This is a genomic window from Massilia violaceinigra (assembly GCF_002752675.1).
Lineage (GTDB): Bacteria > Pseudomonadota > Gammaproteobacteria > Burkholderiales > Burkholderiaceae_D > Telluria_A > Telluria_A violaceinigra.
The window spans coordinates 3,262,945-3,282,071 of sequence record NZ_CP024608.1 but is presented as its reverse complement, the minus strand read 5'-3'; the positions used below and the strand labels follow the sequence as shown (position 1 = coordinate 3,282,071).

The window sequence follows — 19,127 nt, the reverse complement described above, 5'->3', positions numbered from 1 at the left end:
GATGCTGGCGCGCACGGACGGCCCGGGGTTGCATCCGGTCGGCAAGGTCGACCCGGCCCGCTCCGCGCCCGGCGTCGGCGACACCCGCCAGGAAGCGCTGGCGCGCGTGCTGTCGACCCAGGTCGGCCAGTCGATGCAGGTGGCGATCCTGTCGAAGTTTCAAGACGGCACCTTCCTGGTGCGCGTGGCGGGCGAACAAGCCCGCATGAGCCTGCCGCAGGGCGCGGAAGCCGGCACCGAAATGCCGATGACCCTGGTTGCGGTCAATCCCCGTCCCCAGTTCCGCCTCGATAACCAGCCCGCCGCTACCGCCCAGACACCCTTGCCCGGCGCCGCCGGCCAAGCCCTGCCCACCGGCGCCACGCCCGAACGCGCGCCGCTCCAGGCCCCCGTCCTGCCGCAGGCGCAGCCGCAGGAAAGCAAGGGCGCCAACGCCGCCAACACGGCCGGACGCGCCACCAGCCTGGCCGCCACCCTGCTCGGCAAGTCGCCCCTGACCGCCAGCGCCGACCTGCCCGCGCTCGATGCCACGACCCGGCCCGCCACCCTCAGCAACACCGGACAACTGCTCGCGCGCATCCTCGACATCGGCCATCCCGCCCCCGGCAAGCAGGCCGCGATTGCCGGCGCCGCGCCCCTGGTCGACCCGAAACAGGGCGCGCCGGAAGCGGCCACCCTGGCGCGCAAGCTGGAAGAGACGATCAGCCGCAGCGGCGTGTTCTACGAATCGCACGTGGCCGAATGGGCCGACGGCAAGCGTCCCCTGAGCGAATTGCAGCGCGAACCGCAGATGCAGCAAGCCATGAACACGCCCGGCAACGGCGCCCGGCCGGCCGCGGCCGAAGTGGCCAGCGCCCAGCTGATCAACCTGCAGCTCACCGCCCAGGAACAGGCGCGCGTCACCTGGCAGGGCCAGCTGGCGCCGGGCCAGGAATTACAATGGGAAATCCATAAGGATGCACCGGAGCAGCGTGGACGCGGCTTTGAGGACGACACCGCTCCCGTGTGGCGCAGCGGCATGCGCCTGCGCTTTCCGCTGCTCGGCGAAATCGAAGCGAGCATCGTCACCACGGGCGACCGCGTGCATATCGAATTGCGCACCGGCAGCCAGGGCACGGGCGAGGCCCTGCGCGCACGCGCCGGCGAACTGACCTCGGCGCTGGACGTGTCGGGCACGGCGCTGGCCTCGCTCATCATCCGCACTCCGGAGCCTGGCGATGGCTGAGCCGCTGCCCAAGCGGCCCCAGTCGGCGGTCGCGCTGGCCTACAACAATGGCGACCCCGCCCCCAAGGTGGTGGCCAAGGGCAAGGGCCTGATTGCCGCCCAGATCATCGAGCGCGCCAAGGATGCCGGCGTGTTCGTGCACGAGTCGAAGGAATTGGTGGCCCTGCTGATGGGAGTGGACCTGGACCGCCAGATTCCGCCCGGCCTGTATCGGGCGATTGCGGAACTGCTGGCCTGGCTATATCATATTGAAGCCGCACAAGCGGCAGGTGGCCCCCTGCCGGCCCCGCCGGACGCAGCCCTGTTCATCGACCGACCACAAGAAGCGGCAGACAAAGATGCAATCAACCAATGATTCCGATATTGAAAGCTGGCACGACTTTGAAGTCGCCTCGCGCAAGGAAATCATCGCGCTGCTGCGCAGCATCGGCGAAAAGCGCCAGCTGGTACGCATGGTCATCCGGCGCGGCACCGAAGTGTGCGTTTCGGCCATCCTCGACGTCGATCCCGACAGCAACACCCTGACCCTGGACGGCTCGGCCGACCCGGAACAGCACCGCCGCTTTGCCAACGTCGGGCGGATGGCTTTTGAAACCTCGCTCGACAAGATCCGCATCCTGTTTTCCTCAGAGGAAGTGCAAGCCACCACCTTCGAGGACACGCCGGCATTCACGATTCCCATCCCCGAGACCCTGATCCGCCTGCAGCGGCGCGAGTTTTACCGTATGGTCACGCCGGTCAGCAACCCGGTGTCGGTGGTGATCCGCCTGGCGCAGGACGCGGGCGGCGGCACCCACGTGTTTCCGCTGGCCGATATCAGTTGCGGCGGGATTGCCATCCTCGACAACAAACTGGTGCTGGGCAACACGATCGGCCACAGCTACACGGGGTGCCGCATCGATTTGCCCGATGTCGGCGCGGTCCAGACCACCCTGATGATCCGCAACTCGGTCGACCTGACCCTGCTCAACGACAAGACCAACCGCCGCCTCGGCTGCGCCTTCGTCGACATTTCGCGCGGCGGCCTCGCCAGCGTACAAAAGTACATCACCAAGCTCGAGCGCGAACGCAATGCGCGCCTGGCCGGCCTGGCCTGATCCGGGTTCCATTCAATGAGTCAATACGTTCGGTCAGGCAAACTATCCGCCCGGCAGCAGCGTCATTGACCGGAGGCCAAGAGCGTGCCGATAGGCCGTCATGGCTCAGCCTGAAAGAGGTATGTTTCAAGTTCACCGCGAACTTTCGGAGAATGATGATGAAACGTACACTCGTGCTTTCAGCAACGCTGGGTTTTCTTGTCGCCTGCTCCACCCCCTACCGTACGCCCGTGCTCGACGCCACGCCGGCCACCTTGCCGACCTTCGCCGGCGTGGCCAGCCTGCTCAAGCCGGAGGGCGCGCTCGACGTGCTGCTGGTGCATGGCATGTGCACCCAGGATGAATCGTGGGCCAGGGAATCGGTCACGCAGCTGTACGCCAGCCTGGGCGGCGATCCGGCCCAGGTGGCGCTCTCCTCGACCGCGGTGGCCGACACCGGCATCGTGCTGTACCGCCAGACATTGCCGCTGGCGGCCGGCGCGCTGAATGTCAACGCGATCCTGTGGTCGCCCCTGACCACGCCGCTCAAGGCCGAGCTGTGCTACGACCAGAGCGACAAGGCGGGCTATTGCCCGGCGGACCAGGACGCCTATCCCTACAAGCGCGCCAGGCTCAACCGGGTCTTAAAAGACAAGCTGCTCGACGACTGCCTGGCCGACGCCGTGATTTACCAGGGCAAGGCGCGCGAGGCGATCAGCCAGCGCATGCAGGCGGCGATCCTGCAGGCGCTCGGGACCGGTGGCGGGACCGGCCGGCCGCTGGTGCCGGGCGGCGGCGAGGTGCCGCCGGAGCCGATTCCGCTGGTGCTCATCACTGACAGCCTGGGCAGCAAAGTGGCTTTTGACGCCCTCTTCAAGCTCTCCACCAAGCCGGAGCAATCGGCGACGGCGCTGCAAGTATTCAACCGCATGTCCCTGATCTTCATGCGCGCCAACCAGTTGCCACTGCTCAGGTTGGCCGAGATGGACCTGGACGGTTCCATGGCGCCGCCGGGGCCGGGCGACTTTCCAGTCGATCCGATCCAGGCATTGATCGCGCAGCGCAATGCGCAGGGCATCGGCAAGCCGACCGATGTGCCGACCGTGGTGGCGTTCACCGATCCCAACGACGTGCTCGGGTACACCCTGGTGAAGAGCCCGTTCGCCGCGCGCGCGGGGTATCCGATCATCGATGTGGTGGTGTCGAACGCACCGACCTACCTTGGGCTGATTGAACTGCCGACGAGCGCGCACACGAATTACCCGCGCAACGCCACAGTGCAGCGGATGATTGCCTGCGGCGAGCCGGCGGCGGAGGGATGCGGTAATTAATCGGGGGAAAGCGACGTTGCCCGGCATCCGGTGCAAGCACGGCGCTTGCGCCGGATACGCGAGCAGTTCTGTCGATCATGCCTTGAAAGTTCAGCCCCAATGCTGTCGTCGAGCGCGAAGATAAGTTCGCAGCAAATTGGCTTGACTCGTCTGAGCCAGCACGACCGTCTGCTTTCGCCCCGGAAACGGACCTTGGGGCTATACGAAAGACGACTGTAACTTTTGAGGAGGTGCCCGCCGCAAACTGATCCCCTTGACGGAGAAGTTTGGCCGCTACCTGAAATCCTACCTGTGCACACGCCAAGTCACGGAGCAGGAAAAACTTGTAGGTGGTATATATAAACGCCATACAGTAAAGCCCAGGCGCCGAGTCCACCCAAAGCAGCAAAACCAATACGCATTTTCCAGGTATTGGCGAGCAAGCCCGCTGCCAGCGCCCCCCACATTATCGTGCCTCGTCCCATGGTATGGAGGGCAAATGGACTTCCAAGGTGCTCTTTTGCGAACACCCAGTTCCCGGCGAACGCCAGAACAAGCAGTAATCCAAGTCCAGCGACTAAGTAACGTACATATCTCACAGATGCGTCCTTAAAAAGAATGGCGTTTTTGAATCGGCAGTTGCTATCACAGCGCGCTGCCACTCAGGTGGACTGCCCCGCGACGCGCTTCATGCGATTTCAACTGCCAGCAAGATAAAATTCCTTGCAAAATGCGGGGCGCGTGGCCGGATCGTGTAACTTCCCACCGTCTTCGAGTTCAGCTCGCGTAGCCGCATACACTGCCGAGGCCCGCAACCGTTCCAGAAAACCCGGCGGGACATCCCCGATTTTCTCGCGTATGGCTTTCTCTCGATCTTGGTCACTCAGTGGTACTGGCAGGCAATACTCATAACCCATCTCTGTATAGACCAGAACAAAAGCACTCCATGCATCGATACAACCATCCTTATTAAGGCAAGGACTGGTCGCGCCGGCGCCCGGCGCAGACGCCATCAGGGCTGCGCCGAGCAGTAGTTTCCAGCCATACTGACGCATATGGTTCTGCATTCAAACAGGGCGAGACAGTTTGCCGGCAATGCATGCGATCCGTGCCTTGAGCGCAACTACCTCCGTGAACTCGGCACGCTCGACCGGCTCGTCCCAGTTGCCATCCCTCACCAGCATGAGCAGAAAACGGCCATGCTCATCGAACGACGGGTACCAGCCCGCATCCAGCACCAGATCGTCGCCAAAGACAATTTTCAGCAGGTCTTCCTTGAGGTAGTCGACATGCTGGGCCGCATCGAACACCTCGGGAAGAAAAGAGATGTCGTCGAACACGACCACACCCTGCCCAATATCGATATTCCAAAACATCAGTGCCTTTCCAGTGATCAATCACTTTGCGCTCACTCGCCGCGCTGCGCGGCCGGCACGTGCAGGACACGATACAAAAACGCCGCCCCCGCCGCCCCTGACAACATCGCAATCAGCCAGGACGAGAATGCGAACTGCGGCAAACCCTCCTGCGCGTCGCGAACATAACTCCACTCCTGCGCAACGCACAAAGTGTTATACGCGGCATGGTGCCCGATGCAGGGTAGCAAGGACTTGGTGCGCTCATACAGCCAGCCGAGAAACACCCCGATGATCACGGCGCCGACATATTGATAGATATTCATGTGCGCAAAGCCGAATAGTCCGGCCGATGCCAGGATGGCGGCCCATTTCGGATACTGGCCCAGAAAGCTGCGCAAGATAATTCCGCGAAACAGCATTTCCTCCAGCACCGGCGCCAGAACACAGATCGCCACGATCATCCCCACGCTGTCGGCCTTCATGTTGGCAAACAGGGCTTGCTCCTGGGACGTCATGGGAAACAGCATGACCGTCGCCGCATCGAGCATGGACATGGCCATGAAAATCAAGGGGAGCGTCAGGGCGATCGCCGGAAAGACCACCAGCATGGTGGCGCTTGCGGACGCCGACGAGGAGTGAAACAGCTCGCGGTAAGTCAAGCCTTTGTAGTGCATCACCACGGTAAAGATAACGCCATTGCCGAGCACCATGATCATGCCGGTCAGGTCGCGTGGCTCCATCGACAACACACCGCGCACGTCATACAGCGCCGCGCCCACCACGTATTCGACCATGTACAGCGCGACGAACAGCATCAGCGCTTCCAGTACGTTGGGAAAGGTCTCTTTTTTCTTATCCATCGATTCGCAATTGTATTTCCAGGCAGTCACGCCAAGCAAAGGCAAGAGTAGACGTGATTTCAAGAATTATTGCAAGAAGGGAATGTCAATGGCGCAAATGTTGCCCCTGACGAACGAGCAGGGATGCGGCAACGGATGCGGGAACAGGCTGGCACCAGCATGCGCCGGCCTGCTTTACGTTGGGAAGAAACGAAACGTCGTCGAACACGGCCACGCCCTGTCCGATATCGCCATGTCGGACACCGTGTGGGTTGCGCGCCACGCCACCAGTCCCAAGCCCGCAAGCAGCATTGCGCAGGTCGATGGCTCCGGAACTGCCGGCACGCCATGGATGCCCGCGTAGGCGCCGGTCCAGAATGTGAATGAACCGCTGCCCTGATTTTCCCCGGTCTGAAGCGTTCGGGAAAACAGCCGAGTCCCGACCCCATCCTGGTTCGACCTGTAATCGACGTCGAAGCTGGAATACAGCCACTGTTCTTCCTCGAAGCGGCCGCTGAGGATGGCCAGGCTGGATGCGTTCGCACTGGCGTCGGGCGGCGAGGCGCCGAGATCGATCGCTGCGCTGAAACGCAGGGCGGTATTGGGCGCCAGGGAGAACGATACACCGTAGGTATTACCGGCATAAATGGAACGGTTGGTCTGGGCCGGTCCGTCATAGATGGCCGATGCCGCCAGTGTGGTCGGTGTGGTGTGCGTCTGGGCGCCGCCATCCGTCCAGGTGCGCTGCAGGTCGCCGTCGCCATGCTTCCAGACGCTGTCATGAACGTTCCGGTAATCCGTGTACGACAGGTGCGAATCGGTTTTCAAGCCCCGGAACTCGGCGCCCGGCGCTACGCCATCATCTGGACGCAGATCGATCACGTCGATGGTCAGGTTACGGATGTGGACGCTGGAACGGACCGTCAGCGCATGGGCGGAGAACGAGGACAGTAACAAGCCCGCGACGCACAGTCGAGCAGGAAATCCAGATGGATGCTTGAGCATGATGCGCCTTTCCCGAAATAGCCGCGAACGTGCGGCATTCCAAGCATAAATGACCATCATGCTAAAAACGTAACATTGACCAAAATTTAACGATGGCAATCGCTTGTCCAGGCAAGTCCGCAACATGCGATAGCGGCCGGGGTCCGCCAACGTGGGGGAAACGACGAATGAAAAATGGGCTTGCCTACCTTTACACCTGCATATTCATGATCTCCTGATACGCCGACACCAGCTTGTTCCTCACCTGCACGGTTGCCTGAAAGCCAATACTGGCCTTCTGCATCGACACCATCACATCCGACAAACTGACCTTGTCGTCACCCATGGTGAACGCCTTGCCCTGCTCGCCCGCCTTGAGCTGGGCTTCGCTGACCTGGGCGATCGAGTTCTTGAGCGCGTCCGCGAAATCGACCTTGGCGACAGCCGGCTCGGGCGTGACCTTGACCGCCGGCCCGACGCCGCCAGCCGGGCGCGCCGCTGCCGCCTTGAGCTGGGCCATCATCGCTTCGATCCGGTCCGATCCGATTCCGTTCACGTTCATGTCGTTTCCTCTGTTCACACTGCCGGGCGCATCCATGCCCCATCTCGCGAGTACAATATGTATACCAGCGAAGTGAGGGTGCCAGAATAGCACCCGGGTGGCGCGCCGGCCCCGCGAGCAGGGGCCAAAAGCGCGCTCTGTTCGATGCTTTGACCGGGGGCCCTGCCCCACATAATGGAGTCTGAGCCCCAGCCTTTGCGCAGGTTTGGGAAAATTCCTACCAGTTTCGGGCCTGGCCCGTCGGACACCCCCACCATGGCAGCTGCAACCGCAGAAGAACTCGTCGATATCCCCCAACAGGACACGCCGCCCCCGACGTTCCTGCAGACTCCGCTCGGAAAGAATTTCCTGCGCGGTCTCGGCATCGCGGCGGTGCTGGCGTTGATGCTGGGCGTCTGGATGTGGAGCCAGCGCACCGAATACGGCGTGCTGTTTACCAATGTCAGCGACAAGGATGGCGGCGCCATCATGGCCTCGCTCGACCAGATGGCGGTGCCCTACAAGTTCTCCGACGGCGGCGCCTCCATCATGGTGCCCACCGAGCAGGTGCACGGCATCCGTCTGAAGCTGGCCGCCCAGGGCTTGCCCAAGGGCGGCACGGTCGGCTTCGAGCTGATGGAAAACCAGAAACTGGGCGTGTCCCAGTTCCACGAACAAGTCAATTACCAGCGCTCGCTCGAAGGCGAACTGGCGCGCTCGATCGAATCGATCGCCGCCGTCAGCTCGGCGCGCGTGCACCTGGCGCTGCCGAAACCGTCGGTCTTCGTGCGCGAGCAGCAAAAGCCGACCGCCTCGGTCTTGCTGAATCTGCAAACCGGCCGCGTCATCGACCAGGCCCAGGTCAACGCCATCGTCCACCTGCTGGCCTCGAGCGTGTCGGAACTGCCGGTATCGAACGTGACCGTGGTCGACCAGGCCGGCAACCTGCTGTCCGATCCGGATAAATCGGGCAATGCGCGCAAGCTCGATCCGAACCAGCTCAAGTACGTGGAAGCGGTCCAGAAGAACATCATCAAGCAGGTCGAGTCGCTGATCTCGCCGCTGGTCGGCCCCGGCAATGTGCGCGCCGAAGCGACCGCCGACATCGACTTCGCCCAGGTCGACACCGCCGCCGAAGTCTACAAGCCGAACTCGCCGCCGGAGCCGCAATCGATCCGCAGCCAGCAAACCTCGGAAGCGAACGGCCCCGGCACCACCGTGGCGTCGGGCGTGCCGGGTGCGCTGACCAACCAGCCGCCGGGCCTGAACACCGCGTCCCTGACCGCCACCGGCGCCCCTGGCACCGTGCCGGTGACCACCACCGGCCCGACGCGCAAGGACACCACCACCAATTTTGAAGTCGACAAGACCATCCGCTACGAGCAGCGTCCGATGGGCCTGATCAAGCGCCTGACCGTCGGCGTGCTGGTCAACCACCGCCGTTCGGTCGACGCCAGGACCGGCAAGGTCACGGTAACCCCGCTGCCGGCCGCCCAGGTAGCGCAGATCAACGAGCTGGTCAAGCAAGCCATGGGTTACTCCCAGGCCCGCGGCGACACGCTCAACGTGACCAATGCCCCGTTTGACGGCGTCGACAAGCCGGATGTGCCGGCCGCCACGCTCGACTGGTGGCGCGACCCTGCCAACCTGCCGCTGGCCAAGGATGTCGCCAAGTACCTGTTCGTGGCCGCGATCATCGCTTTCCTGTACTTCCGCCTGCTGCGGCCGATGCTGCGCCCGGTCATGACCAAGTTCGACAAGGCCCACGAACTGCCGCCCGAGCCGACCCCCACCGAGGAGGAAAAGGCCGCCGAACAGGCAGCCGTAGCCGACGCCGCCGCGGCCGAGCAGGAAGCCGAAGCCCAGGCCGAATCGCAGCAGGACCACAGCTACCGGGCCAACCTGGCGCTGGCCAAGAAACTGGCGCAGGAAGATCCGCGCATCGTCGCAAACGTCATCAAGGCATGGGTAGGTACAAATGAATGATAATGGAATCCAGAAGGCAGCCATCCTGATGCTGGCCATCGGCGAGTCCGAGGCGGCCGAGGTGATGCGCTTCCTCGGCCCGCGCGAAGTGCTCAAGCTCGGCGCGGCCATGGCCACGATGAAGAACGTGCAGCACGAGCAGGTGGTCACGGTGCTCGAATCGTTCCGCGAGCAGACCGAACTGACCTCCACCGTCGGCCTCGATTCGGACGAATACATCCGCCAGGTGCTGACCAAGGCGCTGGGCGACGACAAGGCGTCGGTGCTGCTGTCGCGTATCTTGGGCGGCAAGGATGCCTCGGGCATCGAAAGCCTGAAGTGGATGGACGCCTCGTCCGTGTCGGAACTGATCCGCAACGAGCACCCGCAGATCATCGCCACCATCCTGGTCCACCTGGAGCGCGACCAGGCCTGCGAAATCCTGGGCAACTTCACCGACCGCCTGCGCAACGACGTGGTGCTGCGTATCGCCACCCTCGACGGCGTGCAGCCGGCCGCCCTGCGCGAACTGAACGACGTGCTCACCAAGCTCTTGTCGGGTAACGAAAACATCAAGAAATCCTCGCTCGGCGGCGTGCGCGCGGCGGCCGAAATCCTCAACTTCATGAGCGGCGAGCAAGAGGGTTCGGTGATGGACAACATCAAGAACTACGACAACGACATGGCCCAGAAGATCATGGACGAAATGTTCGTGTTCGATAACATCATCGATATCGACGACCGCGGCATCCAGCTGCTGCTGCGCGAAGTGCAGTCCGAAATGCTGATCATGGCGCTCAAGGGCGCCTCGCAGGAATTGCGCGAGAAAATCTTCCGCAACATGTCGGCGCGTGCCGGCGAAATGATGCGCGAAGACCTCGAATCGAAAGGGCCGGTGCGCCTGTCCGAAGTCGAAACCCAGCAAAAACAAATCCTGCAGATCGTGCGCCGCCTGTCCGACGAAGGCCAGATCGTGCTCGGCAAAGGTGAGGATTCCTTCGTCTGATGGCTACCCTTCCAAAAGAACTGCAAACCGCGTACCAGCGCTGGGAAATGAACTCGTTCGACCGCGTTCCGGAACCGGAACCGGTCTATCTTCCGACCGAAGCGGAGCCGGAAGCGCTGCCGGACGAGCCGCCCCCGCCGGCCTGGCCGACCGAGGCCGAACTGGCCGCCATCCGCGAGCAGGCGCGCCTGGAAGGCTTCGAGGCGGGCCACGCGGCCGGCTACGCCGACGCGCTCGCGCTCGGGCGCGAGGAAAGCGCGGGCGAGATCGCCAACCTGCAATCGATCGCCGCCACCTTCGCGCAGGCGCTCACCCAGGCCGACGATAGCATCGCCAACGACATGCTGGAACTAAGTCTGCACCTGGCCAAGAACATGCTGCGCACCGCGCTCGGGGTCAAGCCGGACCTGATCATCCCCGTGATACGCGACGCCATCTCTTACCTGCCGGTGCTGCAGCAGCCGGCCGTGCTGATGCTGCACCCGGACGATGCGCGCCTGGTGCGCGAAGCCATCGGCGAGGAACTCGACAAAGGCGGCTGGCGCGTGGCGGACGACGCCCATATCAGCCGCGGCGGCTGCAAGATCGATACCGCCAGCAACCAGATCGATGCCCAGGTCGAGGTGCGCTGGCAGCGCCTGGCCCACGCGCTCGGCAAGAACGACGTCGAGTGGCTGGACCGATGACCGCGCCCGACCGCACTGTTGACCGACATACCACCCGCTGGTCGTCCTATCTGCGCGACTGCGGCACCCTGGTCGGCTTCGTCGAGCCGCAGCAGGTGTCGGGCCGCATCACGCGCGTGGCCGGCCTGGTCATGGAATGCGTGGGCCTCAAGCTGGCCGTCGGCAGCGCCTGCACCATCCCGATGCCGAACGGCGCGCGCGTGGAAGCGGAAGTCGTCGGCTTCGACGGCGACCGCCTGTTCCTGATGCCGCAAAGCGATGTCGAAGGCATCGTGCCGGGCACCAAGGTGCTGCCGGTCGAGGCCACCTTGCCGCGTCCGGGCACGGTGCCCCATCCGCGGCGCCGTCCGAGCGACCGCGCGCGCCACCTGCCGGTCGGCATGGGCTTGCTGGGCCGGGTGGTGGACGGCGCCGGGCGCCCGCTCGACGGCCTTGGTCCCCTGCTGACCGAGGATAGCGGGCCGATCAACGTGCGCCCCGCCAATCCGCTCGACCGCGCCCCCATCGTGGAAACGCTCGACGTCGGCATCCGGGCGATTAACGCCATGCTCACCGTCGGCCGCGGCCAGCGCCTGGGCCTGTTCGCCGGTTCCGGCGTCGGTAAATCGGTGCTGCTGGGAATGATGGCGCGCTTCACCAAGGCCGACGTGGTCGTCGTCGGCCTGATCGGCGAACGGGGCCGCGAGGTCAAGGAGTTCATCGAACACATCCTTGGACCGGAAGGCCTGGCGCGGGCCGCCGTCGTGGCGGCGCCGGCCGACACCCCGCCGCTGATGCGCCTGCAAGGCGCCGCGTACACCACGGCGATTGCCGAACATTTCCGCGACCAGGGCAAGAACGTGCTCATGATCATGGATTCGCTGACCCGCTACGCGATGGCGCAGCGCGAAATCGCCCTGGCCATCGGCGAGCCGCCCGCCACCAAGGGCTATCCGCCGTCGGTGTTCGCCAAGCTGCCGGTGCTGGTGGAACGGGCCGGCAACGGCCTGGTTGGCGGCGGCTCGATCACCGCGTTCTACACCGTGCTGACCGAGGGCGACGACCAGCAGGACCCGATCGCCGACTCGGCGCGCGCGATCCTGGACGGCCACTTCGTGCTCAACCGGCGCCTGGCCGAGGCCGGCCACTATCCGGCCATCGACATCGAACAGTCGATCAGCCGCGCCATGCACACGATCACCACCACCGCCCATCAGCACGCGGCGCGCCGCCTCAAGCAACTGTATTCGCGCTTCGAGCGCTCGCGCGACCTGATCACGGTCGGCGCCTACGCCCACGGCACCGATCCGGTGCTCGACCAGGCCATCGCCCTGAACGACAAAATCGAAGCGTTTCTGTGCCAGGAGATCACGGATAACGTCGGCATGCCGCAGAGCTTGGCCGAATTGACCTCTCTATTCTCGTGATGGAACAGGGTTCGGGATGCCTATAATGATGCATTATGGCAAAACAAACCGTCCTCGATACCCTGCTCGAACTCGCCCAGCGCGACACCGACGATGCCGCCAAGCGGCTGGGCGTGGCGATCAAGGCGGCGGAAGAGACCGAACAAAAGCTGCAGATGCTGCTGGGCTATCTGGAGGATTACGCGCAAAAGCTGGACGCGGCCCAGCGCAGCGGCATCACGCCGATGGCGTACGCCAATTTCATCGCCTTCATCGGCAAGCTGGAGCACGCCATCATGGGCCAGCGCGAGATCGTCAAGCATGCGCACCACCGTAGTGCGGTGGAAAAGGGTTTGTGGCAGGCCAGCGAGCGTAAACGGGTGTCGTACCGCACCCTGAACGAACGCGCGGCGATCGAAGCACTGCGCCTGGAAAACAAGCGCGACCAGAAACAGATGGATGAACACGCCGCCCGCCAGGCTTATTACAAACGTTGATGCACCCTGTCATAACCAACCGATCGCCCGCCATGTCCACTACTCCCATTTCGCAGCCACTGGCTTCCCTGAACGCCGCGCCGGCACCGGCGCGCATCAATGCCGCCGCCGCGGCGCCAGCGGTCCAGTTCGGCCAGACGCTGTCGCGCGAAATCGCGCAGCGCCAGAGCATGACCCAGCAGCCACCGGCGGGCGCGAGCGCCAAGCCCGCGGCGCCGCGCCCGGCCGAAAAAGCCCAGGCGCCGCGTCCGGAACAAGGCGCCAAGGCGGAGCAGGCCAGCGCGCCCGCCCCGGATGCCGCACCAGCCCGGCCCAATGCAGCGGCGGCCGGCAATGCCAGCAATAACCAGTCCGGCGAGAGCGGCAACAGCCCGGCGACCGACGATAGCGCGGCCGCCGCGGCCGCTGCCGCCGACAGCGCCGCAGCAGCCGCCGCGCGCGCCGAGCTGCCCCTGACCGACATGCTGGCGCTGGTCGCCAGCCTGACCCAGCCGGCGCAAGCGGCCGCCGCGCCAGTGGCCACCGATCCGGCCTGGAGCACCCTGGCCGCGACCCGCGGCGCCACCACCGCCTCCGCCGATCCAGGCCTGGCGGCCGATGCCGCGCTGGCCGCCTTTACCGCGCCGGCCATGGCCGCGGCCGGCCGCTTCCCGACCGTTGACGGCGCCCCTACCCCGCCCGCTGTCGGCGCGATGGGCTTGCCGGCCGAACCGGCGATGGAAACCGACGGCGCACCGCTGGGCGAGCTGCGCGCCATGCTCGAAGGCGCCATGCCGCGCGCGGCCGGCGCCAGCGCTGCCGCCGACACCACCCAGGCACCAGGCAGCGCGCCGGGGCTGCAAACGGCGGCCCTGCAAACCGAGGCTGCGCGCATCGCTCCCGCCGCGCGCGAGCTGCCCGAGACGGCAACGACGGACACCACGGCGATCGAACCGACACCGGTCGGCGCCCCGCTGCAGCAGGCCGCGGTCGGCCTGGCGCAGGCGGCCAACGCCGGCGCCGAGAAGCTGTCGGCGCGCGTCGGCACCCCGGCCTGGGACAACCAGGTCGGCCAGAAAATCGTCTGGATGGTGGCCGGCAAGGAACAAAGCGCGACCCTGACGCTGAACCCGCCCGACTTGGGTCCGGTCCAGGTGGTGCTCAATATCAGCGGCGACAACGCCAGCGTGACATTCTCCTCGGGCGAACTGGAAGTGCGCCAGGCGCTCGAGAATGCCATGCCGAAACTGCGCGAGATGATGGACGAAAGCGGCATTTCGCTGGGTAACGCCAGCGTCAACGCCGGCATGCCGGAACAGCGCCAGGACCAGGGCGAACGTGCCACGGCGGGCGGCAGCGGTGGCGCGGACGGCGGGCGCGGCCCGGTCAACGGCAGCGCCTCGGACGCCAACGAGCGCCTGGCCGCCAAGACCCCGGTCCAGGGTGGGCGGCTGGGCGTGGTCGACACCTTCGCCTGATGGCGCGGCACGAACTTGCCGAACTGCCTGGCCTTCCCCGGCGCGAACCATGCGCCGCGAGTGAAAAGCAAATCGGCTGTCGATAGCTAGCCACGAGTTGGGCCGGGTTCGGCCCTGTTTTCCACGCATGCGCCCGCTCATTTCTTCGCGATAATGACATAATGCAGGCATGATCCACCGACGCCGTCTTGAGGTACCTTGAAAGCGAAAGCAAACATGAAAGCTGCAGCCCCCCCTGATGCGGCCGCCAAGCCGCCGTCGAAGAAAATGGCCATGATCGGTGCGATCGTGGCCGTGCTTGTGCTGGGCGGCGGCGGCGCAGGCTGGTATTTCACGCAGAGCAAGGGCGGCGAAGAGGCCGAGGAAACCACCAAGCCAAGCAAGAAAAAGAAAAAGGCCAAGGCGCACGCGCCGCCGGTGTTCGCCCCGCTCGAAGTATTTACCGTCAACCTGCAACCGGACGGTGAAGAAGAAAACATGCTGCAAACCACGATCACGCTCGAAATGCTGGGTCAGGAGCAGGCTGACTTGATCAAGGCCAACATGCCCAAGGTGCGCAGCCGCGTGCTGCTGCTGCTGTCGGCCAAGAAAGCGTCGGACGTGAAGACGGTGGAAGGCAAGAACAAGCTGGCCGAGGAAATTCTCGAAGCGCTCAAGAAGCCGTTCGCCGAAAACGACGAGCCGCAGGAAGTGAACGAAGTCATGTTCACCCAGTTCATCATCCAGTCCCAATAATGCGCCATGGCCGATAATTTTCTCTCGCAGGAAGAAGTCGATGCCCTGCTCAAGGGCGTCAACGGCGACCAGGATGAAGCGTCCACGCCCGAAGACAACACGGGCGTACGCACCTACAACCTGGCGACCCAGGAACGGATCGTGCGCGGCCGCATGCCGACGCTCGAAATCATCAACGAGCGTTTCGCGCGCCTGTTGCGGGTGGGCCTGTTCAACTACATCCGGCGCAGCGCCGAGGTGTCGGTCGGCTCGGTGCGGGTCTCCAAATACAGCGAATTCATCCGCAACCTGGTGGTGCCGACCAACCTGAACCTGGTGCACATGAAGCCGCTGCGCGGCACGGCCCTGATCGTGTTCGATCCGGGCCTGGTGTTTTTGCTGGTGGACAATCTTTTCGGCGGCGACGGGCGTTTCCATACCCGGGTCGAGGGCCGTGACTTTACCCAGACCGAGCAGCGCATCATTTTGCGCATCCTCGATATCGTGTTCGATTCGTATGCGAAATCGTGGGAACCGGTGTATCCGGTCGAGTTCGAGTACATCCGGTCCGAGATGAATACCCAGTTCGCCAATATCGCCACCCCGAACGAGGTGGTGGTGTCGTCCACATTCACCATCGAGCTGGGCTCGGTGAGCGGCCAGATTCACATCTGCATGCCGTATTCGATGATCGAACCGATCCGCGATACCCTTACATCGAGCCTGCAGGGCGAGGCGCTGGAAGTCGACAAACGCTGGATCCGCCTGATGACCCAGCAGATCCAGATCGCCGAAGTCGAACTGGTGGCCGTGCTGGGCACCGCGCGCGCCTCGTTCGACGAGATTCTCAATTTCAAGGTGGGCGACATCGTCGCCCTCAACGTGCCCGAACAGATCCAGGCCACCGTCGACGGGGTGCCGGTGATGGATTGTACTTACGGCGTGCTCAACGGACAGTACGCGCTCAAGGTCGAGAAACTGCTCGCCAATGCGGACACCAAATAATTTAGGAGGGCAATATGGCCGATAATCTCGAAGATGATGCAATGGATGACGACTGGGGCGCGGCCATCGCCGAGCAGGCCAAGGCGGAAGCCGACGCGCTGCAAAGCCAGGCCGCCAGCGCGGCCGTGTTCAAGGATTTCTCCAACAAGGGCACCAAGCCCGACACGCCGAACGACATCGACTTCATCCTCGATATCCCGGTCCAGCTCACGGTCGAGCTGGGGCGGACCAAGATCGCCATCAAGAACCTGCTGCAGCTGGCCCAGGGTTCTGTGGTCGAGCTCGACGGACTGGCGGGCGAGCCGATGGACGTGCTGGTCAACGGCTGCCTGATCGCCCAGGGCGAGGTGGTGGTGGTGAACGATAAATTCGGTATTCGGCTGACGGACATCATCACGCCGTCCGAACGGATTCGAAAACTGAATAAATGACGGCCCGCCTGCTTGCCGCCGTGGCGCTGGCGTGCAGCCTGGCGCCGGGTCTGGCCGCCGCACAGGCGGCCGCTGCCGTTCCTGCTGCTTCTGTCCCTGCGGCGTCGGTTCCTGCACCGTCCGTATCCACTCCGGCGGCAGCGGTTCCTGCCGCCGCCGAAGCGCAGGCCAATCTCCCGGTGACCGCTCCTGCCGCTGCCACGCCGGCCCCCGCAGCCACCATGCCCGCCCCTGCCGCCGTGCAGCCGGCGCCCGGTCCGATGGCGGGTCCATCGGCCGGCAATCTGCTGCAAACCATTTTCGCCCTGACCCTGGTGCTGGCCTTGCTGGGCGCCATGGTCTGGTTCATGAAACGCTACGGTCCCCAGGCCGCCGCCGGCGCGGCCCAGATGCGCACCGTCGGCGCGCTCAGCCTGGGCGGGCGCGAACGCATCATCGTGGTCGAAGTGGGCGACCAGTGGATCGTGGTGGGCGCCTCGCCCGGCCGCATCAACGCACTGGCCACCATGCCGAAGCAGGAAACGCCGCCCGGCGGCCCGGCGGTGCTGGCCAACGGCCCGGCATCGGGCACCTTTGCCGAGTGGCTGAAACAGACCATCGACAAACGCAATGGACGCTAAGCCGCCTACTTCTGCGCCCCTGAGCCGCGCGCGCCGCTGGCTGCCGCTGCTGGCGCTGTGCCTGCCGGCTCTGGCAATCGCTGCGCCGGGCATCCCGACCTTCACCAGCACGCCGGCCCCGGGCGGCGGCACGGCGTACTCGCTGCCGGTCCAGACGCTGCTCTTGATGACGGCGCTGTCGTTCCTGCCGGCGGTGCTGCTGATGATGACCAGTTTTACCCGCATCATCATCGTGCTGTCGCTGCTGCGCCAGGCGATCGGCACCCAGTCGGCCCCGCCCAACCAGGTCATGGTCGGGCTGGCGCTGTTCCTGACCCTGTTCGTGATGGGTCCGGTGTTCGACAAGATTTATGTGGAGGCATACCAGCCGCTGCAGGAAAACAAGATCCAGATGGGCGAAGCCGTGGACAAGGCGGTGGCGCCTCTGAAAACCTTCATGATCCGCCAGACGCGCCAGGCCGACCTGGCCATGTTCGTCAAGATTTCACGCTCGGCCGCGCTGCAGGGGCCGGAAGACATTCCGCTGCGCATCCTGATTCCCGCCTTTGTCACCAGCGAACTGAAAACCGCGTTCCAGATCGGCTTTGCCATTTTCATTCCGTTTCTTATCATCGACATGGTGGTGGCGTCGGTGCTGATGTCGATGGGGATGATGATGATGTCGCCGGCCGTCATTTCGCTGCCGTTCAAGCTGATGCTGTTCGTGCTGGTCGATGGCTGGCAGTTGCTGCTCGGCTCGCTCGCGCAGAGTTTTTACTAGAAAGGGCCCGCCATGACACCCGAAAGCGTGATGACAATGGGCCGCATGGCCATGGAAGTAACTCTGATGGTGGCCGCGCCCATGCTGCTGGTGGCGCTGATCATCGGCCTGATCGTCAGCATCTTCCAGGCCGCCACCCAGATCAATGAAGCGACCTTGTCGTTCATCCCCAAGCTGGTCGGCATCTTCGTCGCCCTGATCGTGGCCGGACCGTGGATGCTGGCGGTCATGCTCGACTACATGCGTCAGGTATTCAGCGGCATTCCCGGCCTGGTCGGCTAGGCGTATCCGCGCCCCGCCCTTGCCTGCCGCCCCCGCATGATTACCCTGACCAGCGTCGAGATGAACGCGTGGATCGCCGGCCTGTTGTGGCCGCTGACCCGCATCCTCGGCCTGATCACGGCCGCTCCCCTGTTCGGCAATGCCAGCGTGCCCGTGTCGGTCAAGATCTCGCTCGGCATACTTCTGGCGAGCATCATCGCGCCGGCGATTCCCGCCATTCCCGCGGCCGATCCGATGTCGATGGCCGGTTTGCTCATTCTGGTGCAGGAAATGCTGATCGGCATCGCGATGGGTTTTTCCATCCGGCTGGTGTTTGCCGCCATCGAAATGGCCGGCGAAATCTGCAGCCTGACCATGGGGCTGGGCTTTGCCAGCTTTTTCGATCCGCTCACCAAGGGCCGCTCCTCGGCCGTCAGCCAGTTCCTGGCGCTGATTGCCACCATGGCGTTTTTGGCGGTGAATGCGCATCTGGTGCTGCTCGAAGCGCTGGCCGAAAGTTTCGTGACGATGCCGATTTCGGCCACGCCGATGTCGTCTTCGGCGGAATGGGAAATCGCGAAATGGGGCGGCCTGATTTTCAGCGCAGGGCTGCATTTGTCGCTGCCGATCGTGGCGGCCCTGCTCATTACCCAGGTGGCGCTCGGGATCCTCACGCGCGCCGCGCCGCAGCTCAACATCTTCGGGATTGGTTTTCCGATCACCCTGGGAGTGGGCATGCTGGTGATCGTGATGGTGCTGCCTTACCTGGGCAATCCGTTCCAGGTACTGTTCAACCAGGGCATCGAGACGGCGCGACGCGTGCCGCGGATGGCGGCCACGCCGGCACCAGCGCCGGGGGCGGTACCGGCCGCGCCCCTTGCCAGACCCAACTAACATTTGACTGTCCAGGAACGCGCGATAGTCATGACCAAGCGCGCCGCCTTGCTGCACGCAATCTATCTATACAATCCTATCGTTCATCCAGCGCGATCCGGCGCATCCATGTC

General features: G+C 64.2%; 22 protein-coding genes. 17 read left to right on the top strand and 5 right to left on the bottom strand.

What is annotated here, in order from left to right; genetic code table 11:
• The first annotated feature begins 1 nt into the window (after position 1).
• The 4 genes from fliK (at position 2) to CR152_RS14850 (ending at position 3,632) form a co-directional block, all read left to right on the top strand.
• Positions 2 to 1,225, top strand: a complete 1,224-nt coding sequence (gene fliK / locus CR152_RS14865) for a flagellar hook-length control protein FliK (protein WP_099875609.1) — start codon at positions 2 to 4, stop codon at positions 1,223 to 1,225.
• Complete coding sequence (locus tag CR152_RS14860) at positions 1,218 to 1,580, top strand: EscU/YscU/HrcU family type III secretion system export apparatus switch protein (RefSeq protein ID WP_099875608.1); 363 nt, start codon at positions 1,218 to 1,220, stop codon at positions 1,578 to 1,580. The genes fliK and CR152_RS14860 overlap by 8 nt, the downstream gene beginning before the upstream one ends.
• Positions 1,564 to 2,322, top strand: a complete 759-nt coding sequence (locus CR152_RS14855) for a flagellar brake protein (RefSeq protein WP_099875607.1) — start codon at positions 1,564 to 1,566, stop codon at positions 2,320 to 2,322. The genes CR152_RS14860 and CR152_RS14855 overlap by 17 nt, the downstream gene beginning before the upstream one ends.
• A 158-nt stretch (positions 2,323 to 2,480) precedes the next feature.
• On the top strand, positions 2,481 to 3,632 hold the full coding sequence (locus CR152_RS14850; protein WP_157778491.1) for a hypothetical protein: 1,152 nt from the start codon (positions 2,481 to 2,483) through the stop codon (positions 3,630 to 3,632).
• A gap of 677 nt (positions 3,633 to 4,309) precedes the next feature.
• On the opposite strand, the gene CR152_RS14845 is transcribed toward CR152_RS14850, so the two are convergent.
• The 5 genes from CR152_RS14845 to fliE all read right to left on the bottom strand — a co-directional run bounded on the left by CR152_RS14845 (position 4,310) and on the right by fliE (position 7,354).
• A complete protein-coding gene (locus tag CR152_RS14845; RefSeq protein WP_157778490.1) occupies positions 4,310 to 4,666 on the bottom strand; it encodes a hypothetical protein in 357 nt (118 codons plus the stop codon).
• A gap of 12 nt (positions 4,667 to 4,678) precedes the next feature.
• Positions 4,679 to 4,987, bottom strand: a complete 309-nt coding sequence (locus tag CR152_RS14840; protein WP_099875604.1) for a hypothetical protein — start codon at positions 4,985 to 4,987, stop codon at positions 4,679 to 4,681.
• A 32-nt stretch (positions 4,988 to 5,019) separates the two neighbouring features.
• A complete protein-coding gene (locus tag CR152_RS14835; protein ID WP_099875603.1) occupies positions 5,020 to 5,829 on the bottom strand; it encodes a CPBP family intramembrane glutamic endopeptidase in 810 nt (269 codons plus the stop codon).
• 174 nt (positions 5,830 to 6,003) lie between these two features.
• Positions 6,004 to 6,813 (bottom strand): PEP-CTERM sorting domain-containing protein, encoded by an 810-nt coding sequence (locus CR152_RS14830; protein ID WP_099875602.1) that lies wholly within the window; start codon positions 6,811 to 6,813, stop codon positions 6,004 to 6,006.
• A 190-nt stretch (positions 6,814 to 7,003) separates the two neighbouring features.
• Positions 7,004 to 7,354 carry a flagellar hook-basal body complex protein FliE gene (gene fliE, locus CR152_RS14825; RefSeq protein ID WP_099875601.1) on the bottom strand — a complete coding sequence of 117 codons (351 nt, stop codon included), beginning with the start codon at positions 7,352 to 7,354 and terminating at the stop codon, positions 7,004 to 7,006.
• A gap of 255 nt (positions 7,355 to 7,609) precedes the next feature.
• Between fliE and fliF the strand changes: the two genes are divergently transcribed.
• The 13 genes from fliF (at position 7,610) to fliR (ending at position 19,014) form a co-directional block, all read left to right on the top strand.
• On the top strand, positions 7,610 to 9,319 hold the full coding sequence (fliF, locus tag CR152_RS14820; RefSeq protein ID WP_099875600.1) for a flagellar basal-body MS-ring/collar protein FliF: 1,710 nt from the start codon (positions 7,610 to 7,612) through the stop codon (positions 9,317 to 9,319).
• Positions 9,312 to 10,304, top strand: a complete 993-nt coding sequence (gene fliG, locus CR152_RS14815) for a flagellar motor switch protein FliG (RefSeq protein ID WP_099875599.1) — start codon at positions 9,312 to 9,314, stop codon at positions 10,302 to 10,304. The genes fliF and fliG overlap by 8 nt, the downstream gene beginning before the upstream one ends.
• Positions 10,304 to 10,990, top strand: coding sequence for a flagellar assembly protein FliH (locus CR152_RS14810; protein WP_099875598.1), 687 nt, complete (start codon positions 10,304 to 10,306; stop codon positions 10,988 to 10,990). The genes fliG and CR152_RS14810 overlap by 1 nt, the downstream gene beginning before the upstream one ends.
• Positions 10,987 to 12,396: a flagellar protein export ATPase FliI gene (gene fliI / locus CR152_RS14805; RefSeq protein WP_099875597.1), complete on the top strand. Its 1,410-nt coding sequence runs from the start codon at positions 10,987 to 10,989 to the stop codon at positions 12,394 to 12,396. The genes CR152_RS14810 and fliI overlap by 4 nt, the downstream gene beginning before the upstream one ends.
• Positions 12,397 to 12,431: 35 nt before the next feature.
• The gene (fliJ, locus tag CR152_RS14800) at positions 12,432 to 12,872 is read left to right on the top strand and encodes a flagellar export protein FliJ (protein ID WP_099875596.1); all 441 of its coding nucleotides are present in this window, start codon (positions 12,432 to 12,434) and stop codon (positions 12,870 to 12,872) included.
• Between the two features lie 32 nt (positions 12,873 to 12,904).
• Positions 12,905 to 14,329, top strand: coding sequence for a flagellar hook-length control protein FliK (locus CR152_RS14795; protein WP_099875595.1), 1,425 nt, complete (start codon positions 12,905 to 12,907; stop codon positions 14,327 to 14,329).
• A gap of 216 nt (positions 14,330 to 14,545) precedes the next feature.
• Positions 14,546 to 15,064 (top strand): flagellar basal body-associated protein FliL, encoded by a 519-nt coding sequence (gene fliL / locus CR152_RS14790; protein WP_099875594.1) that lies wholly within the window; start codon positions 14,546 to 14,548, stop codon positions 15,062 to 15,064.
• A gap of 6 nt (positions 15,065 to 15,070) precedes the next feature.
• Positions 15,071 to 16,048 (top strand): flagellar motor switch protein FliM, encoded by a 978-nt coding sequence (fliM, locus tag CR152_RS14785; protein WP_099875593.1) that lies wholly within the window; start codon positions 15,071 to 15,073, stop codon positions 16,046 to 16,048.
• Between the two features lie 14 nt (positions 16,049 to 16,062).
• Complete coding sequence (fliN, locus tag CR152_RS14780) at positions 16,063 to 16,479, top strand: flagellar motor switch protein FliN (RefSeq protein ID WP_054264145.1); 417 nt, start codon at positions 16,063 to 16,065, stop codon at positions 16,477 to 16,479.
• A complete protein-coding gene (fliO, locus tag CR152_RS14775) occupies positions 16,476 to 17,099 on the top strand; it encodes a flagellar biosynthetic protein FliO (protein ID WP_099875592.1) in 624 nt (207 codons plus the stop codon). Before fliN ends, fliO begins: the two co-directional genes overlap by 4 nt.
• Complete coding sequence (gene fliP / locus CR152_RS14770; RefSeq protein ID WP_099875591.1) at positions 17,089 to 17,859, top strand: flagellar type III secretion system pore protein FliP; 771 nt, start codon at positions 17,089 to 17,091, stop codon at positions 17,857 to 17,859. The genes fliO and fliP overlap by 11 nt, the downstream gene beginning before the upstream one ends.
• A 12-nt stretch (positions 17,860 to 17,871) precedes the next feature.
• Positions 17,872 to 18,141 carry a flagellar biosynthesis protein FliQ gene (fliQ, locus tag CR152_RS14765; protein ID WP_099875590.1) on the top strand — a complete coding sequence of 90 codons (270 nt, stop codon included), beginning with the start codon at positions 17,872 to 17,874 and terminating at the stop codon, positions 18,139 to 18,141.
• Positions 18,142 to 18,177: 36 nt separating this feature from the next.
• Positions 18,178 to 19,014 (top strand): flagellar biosynthetic protein FliR, encoded by an 837-nt coding sequence (gene fliR / locus CR152_RS14760; protein ID WP_099875589.1) that lies wholly within the window; start codon positions 18,178 to 18,180, stop codon positions 19,012 to 19,014.
• Positions 19,015 to 19,127: the final 113 nt, after the last annotated feature.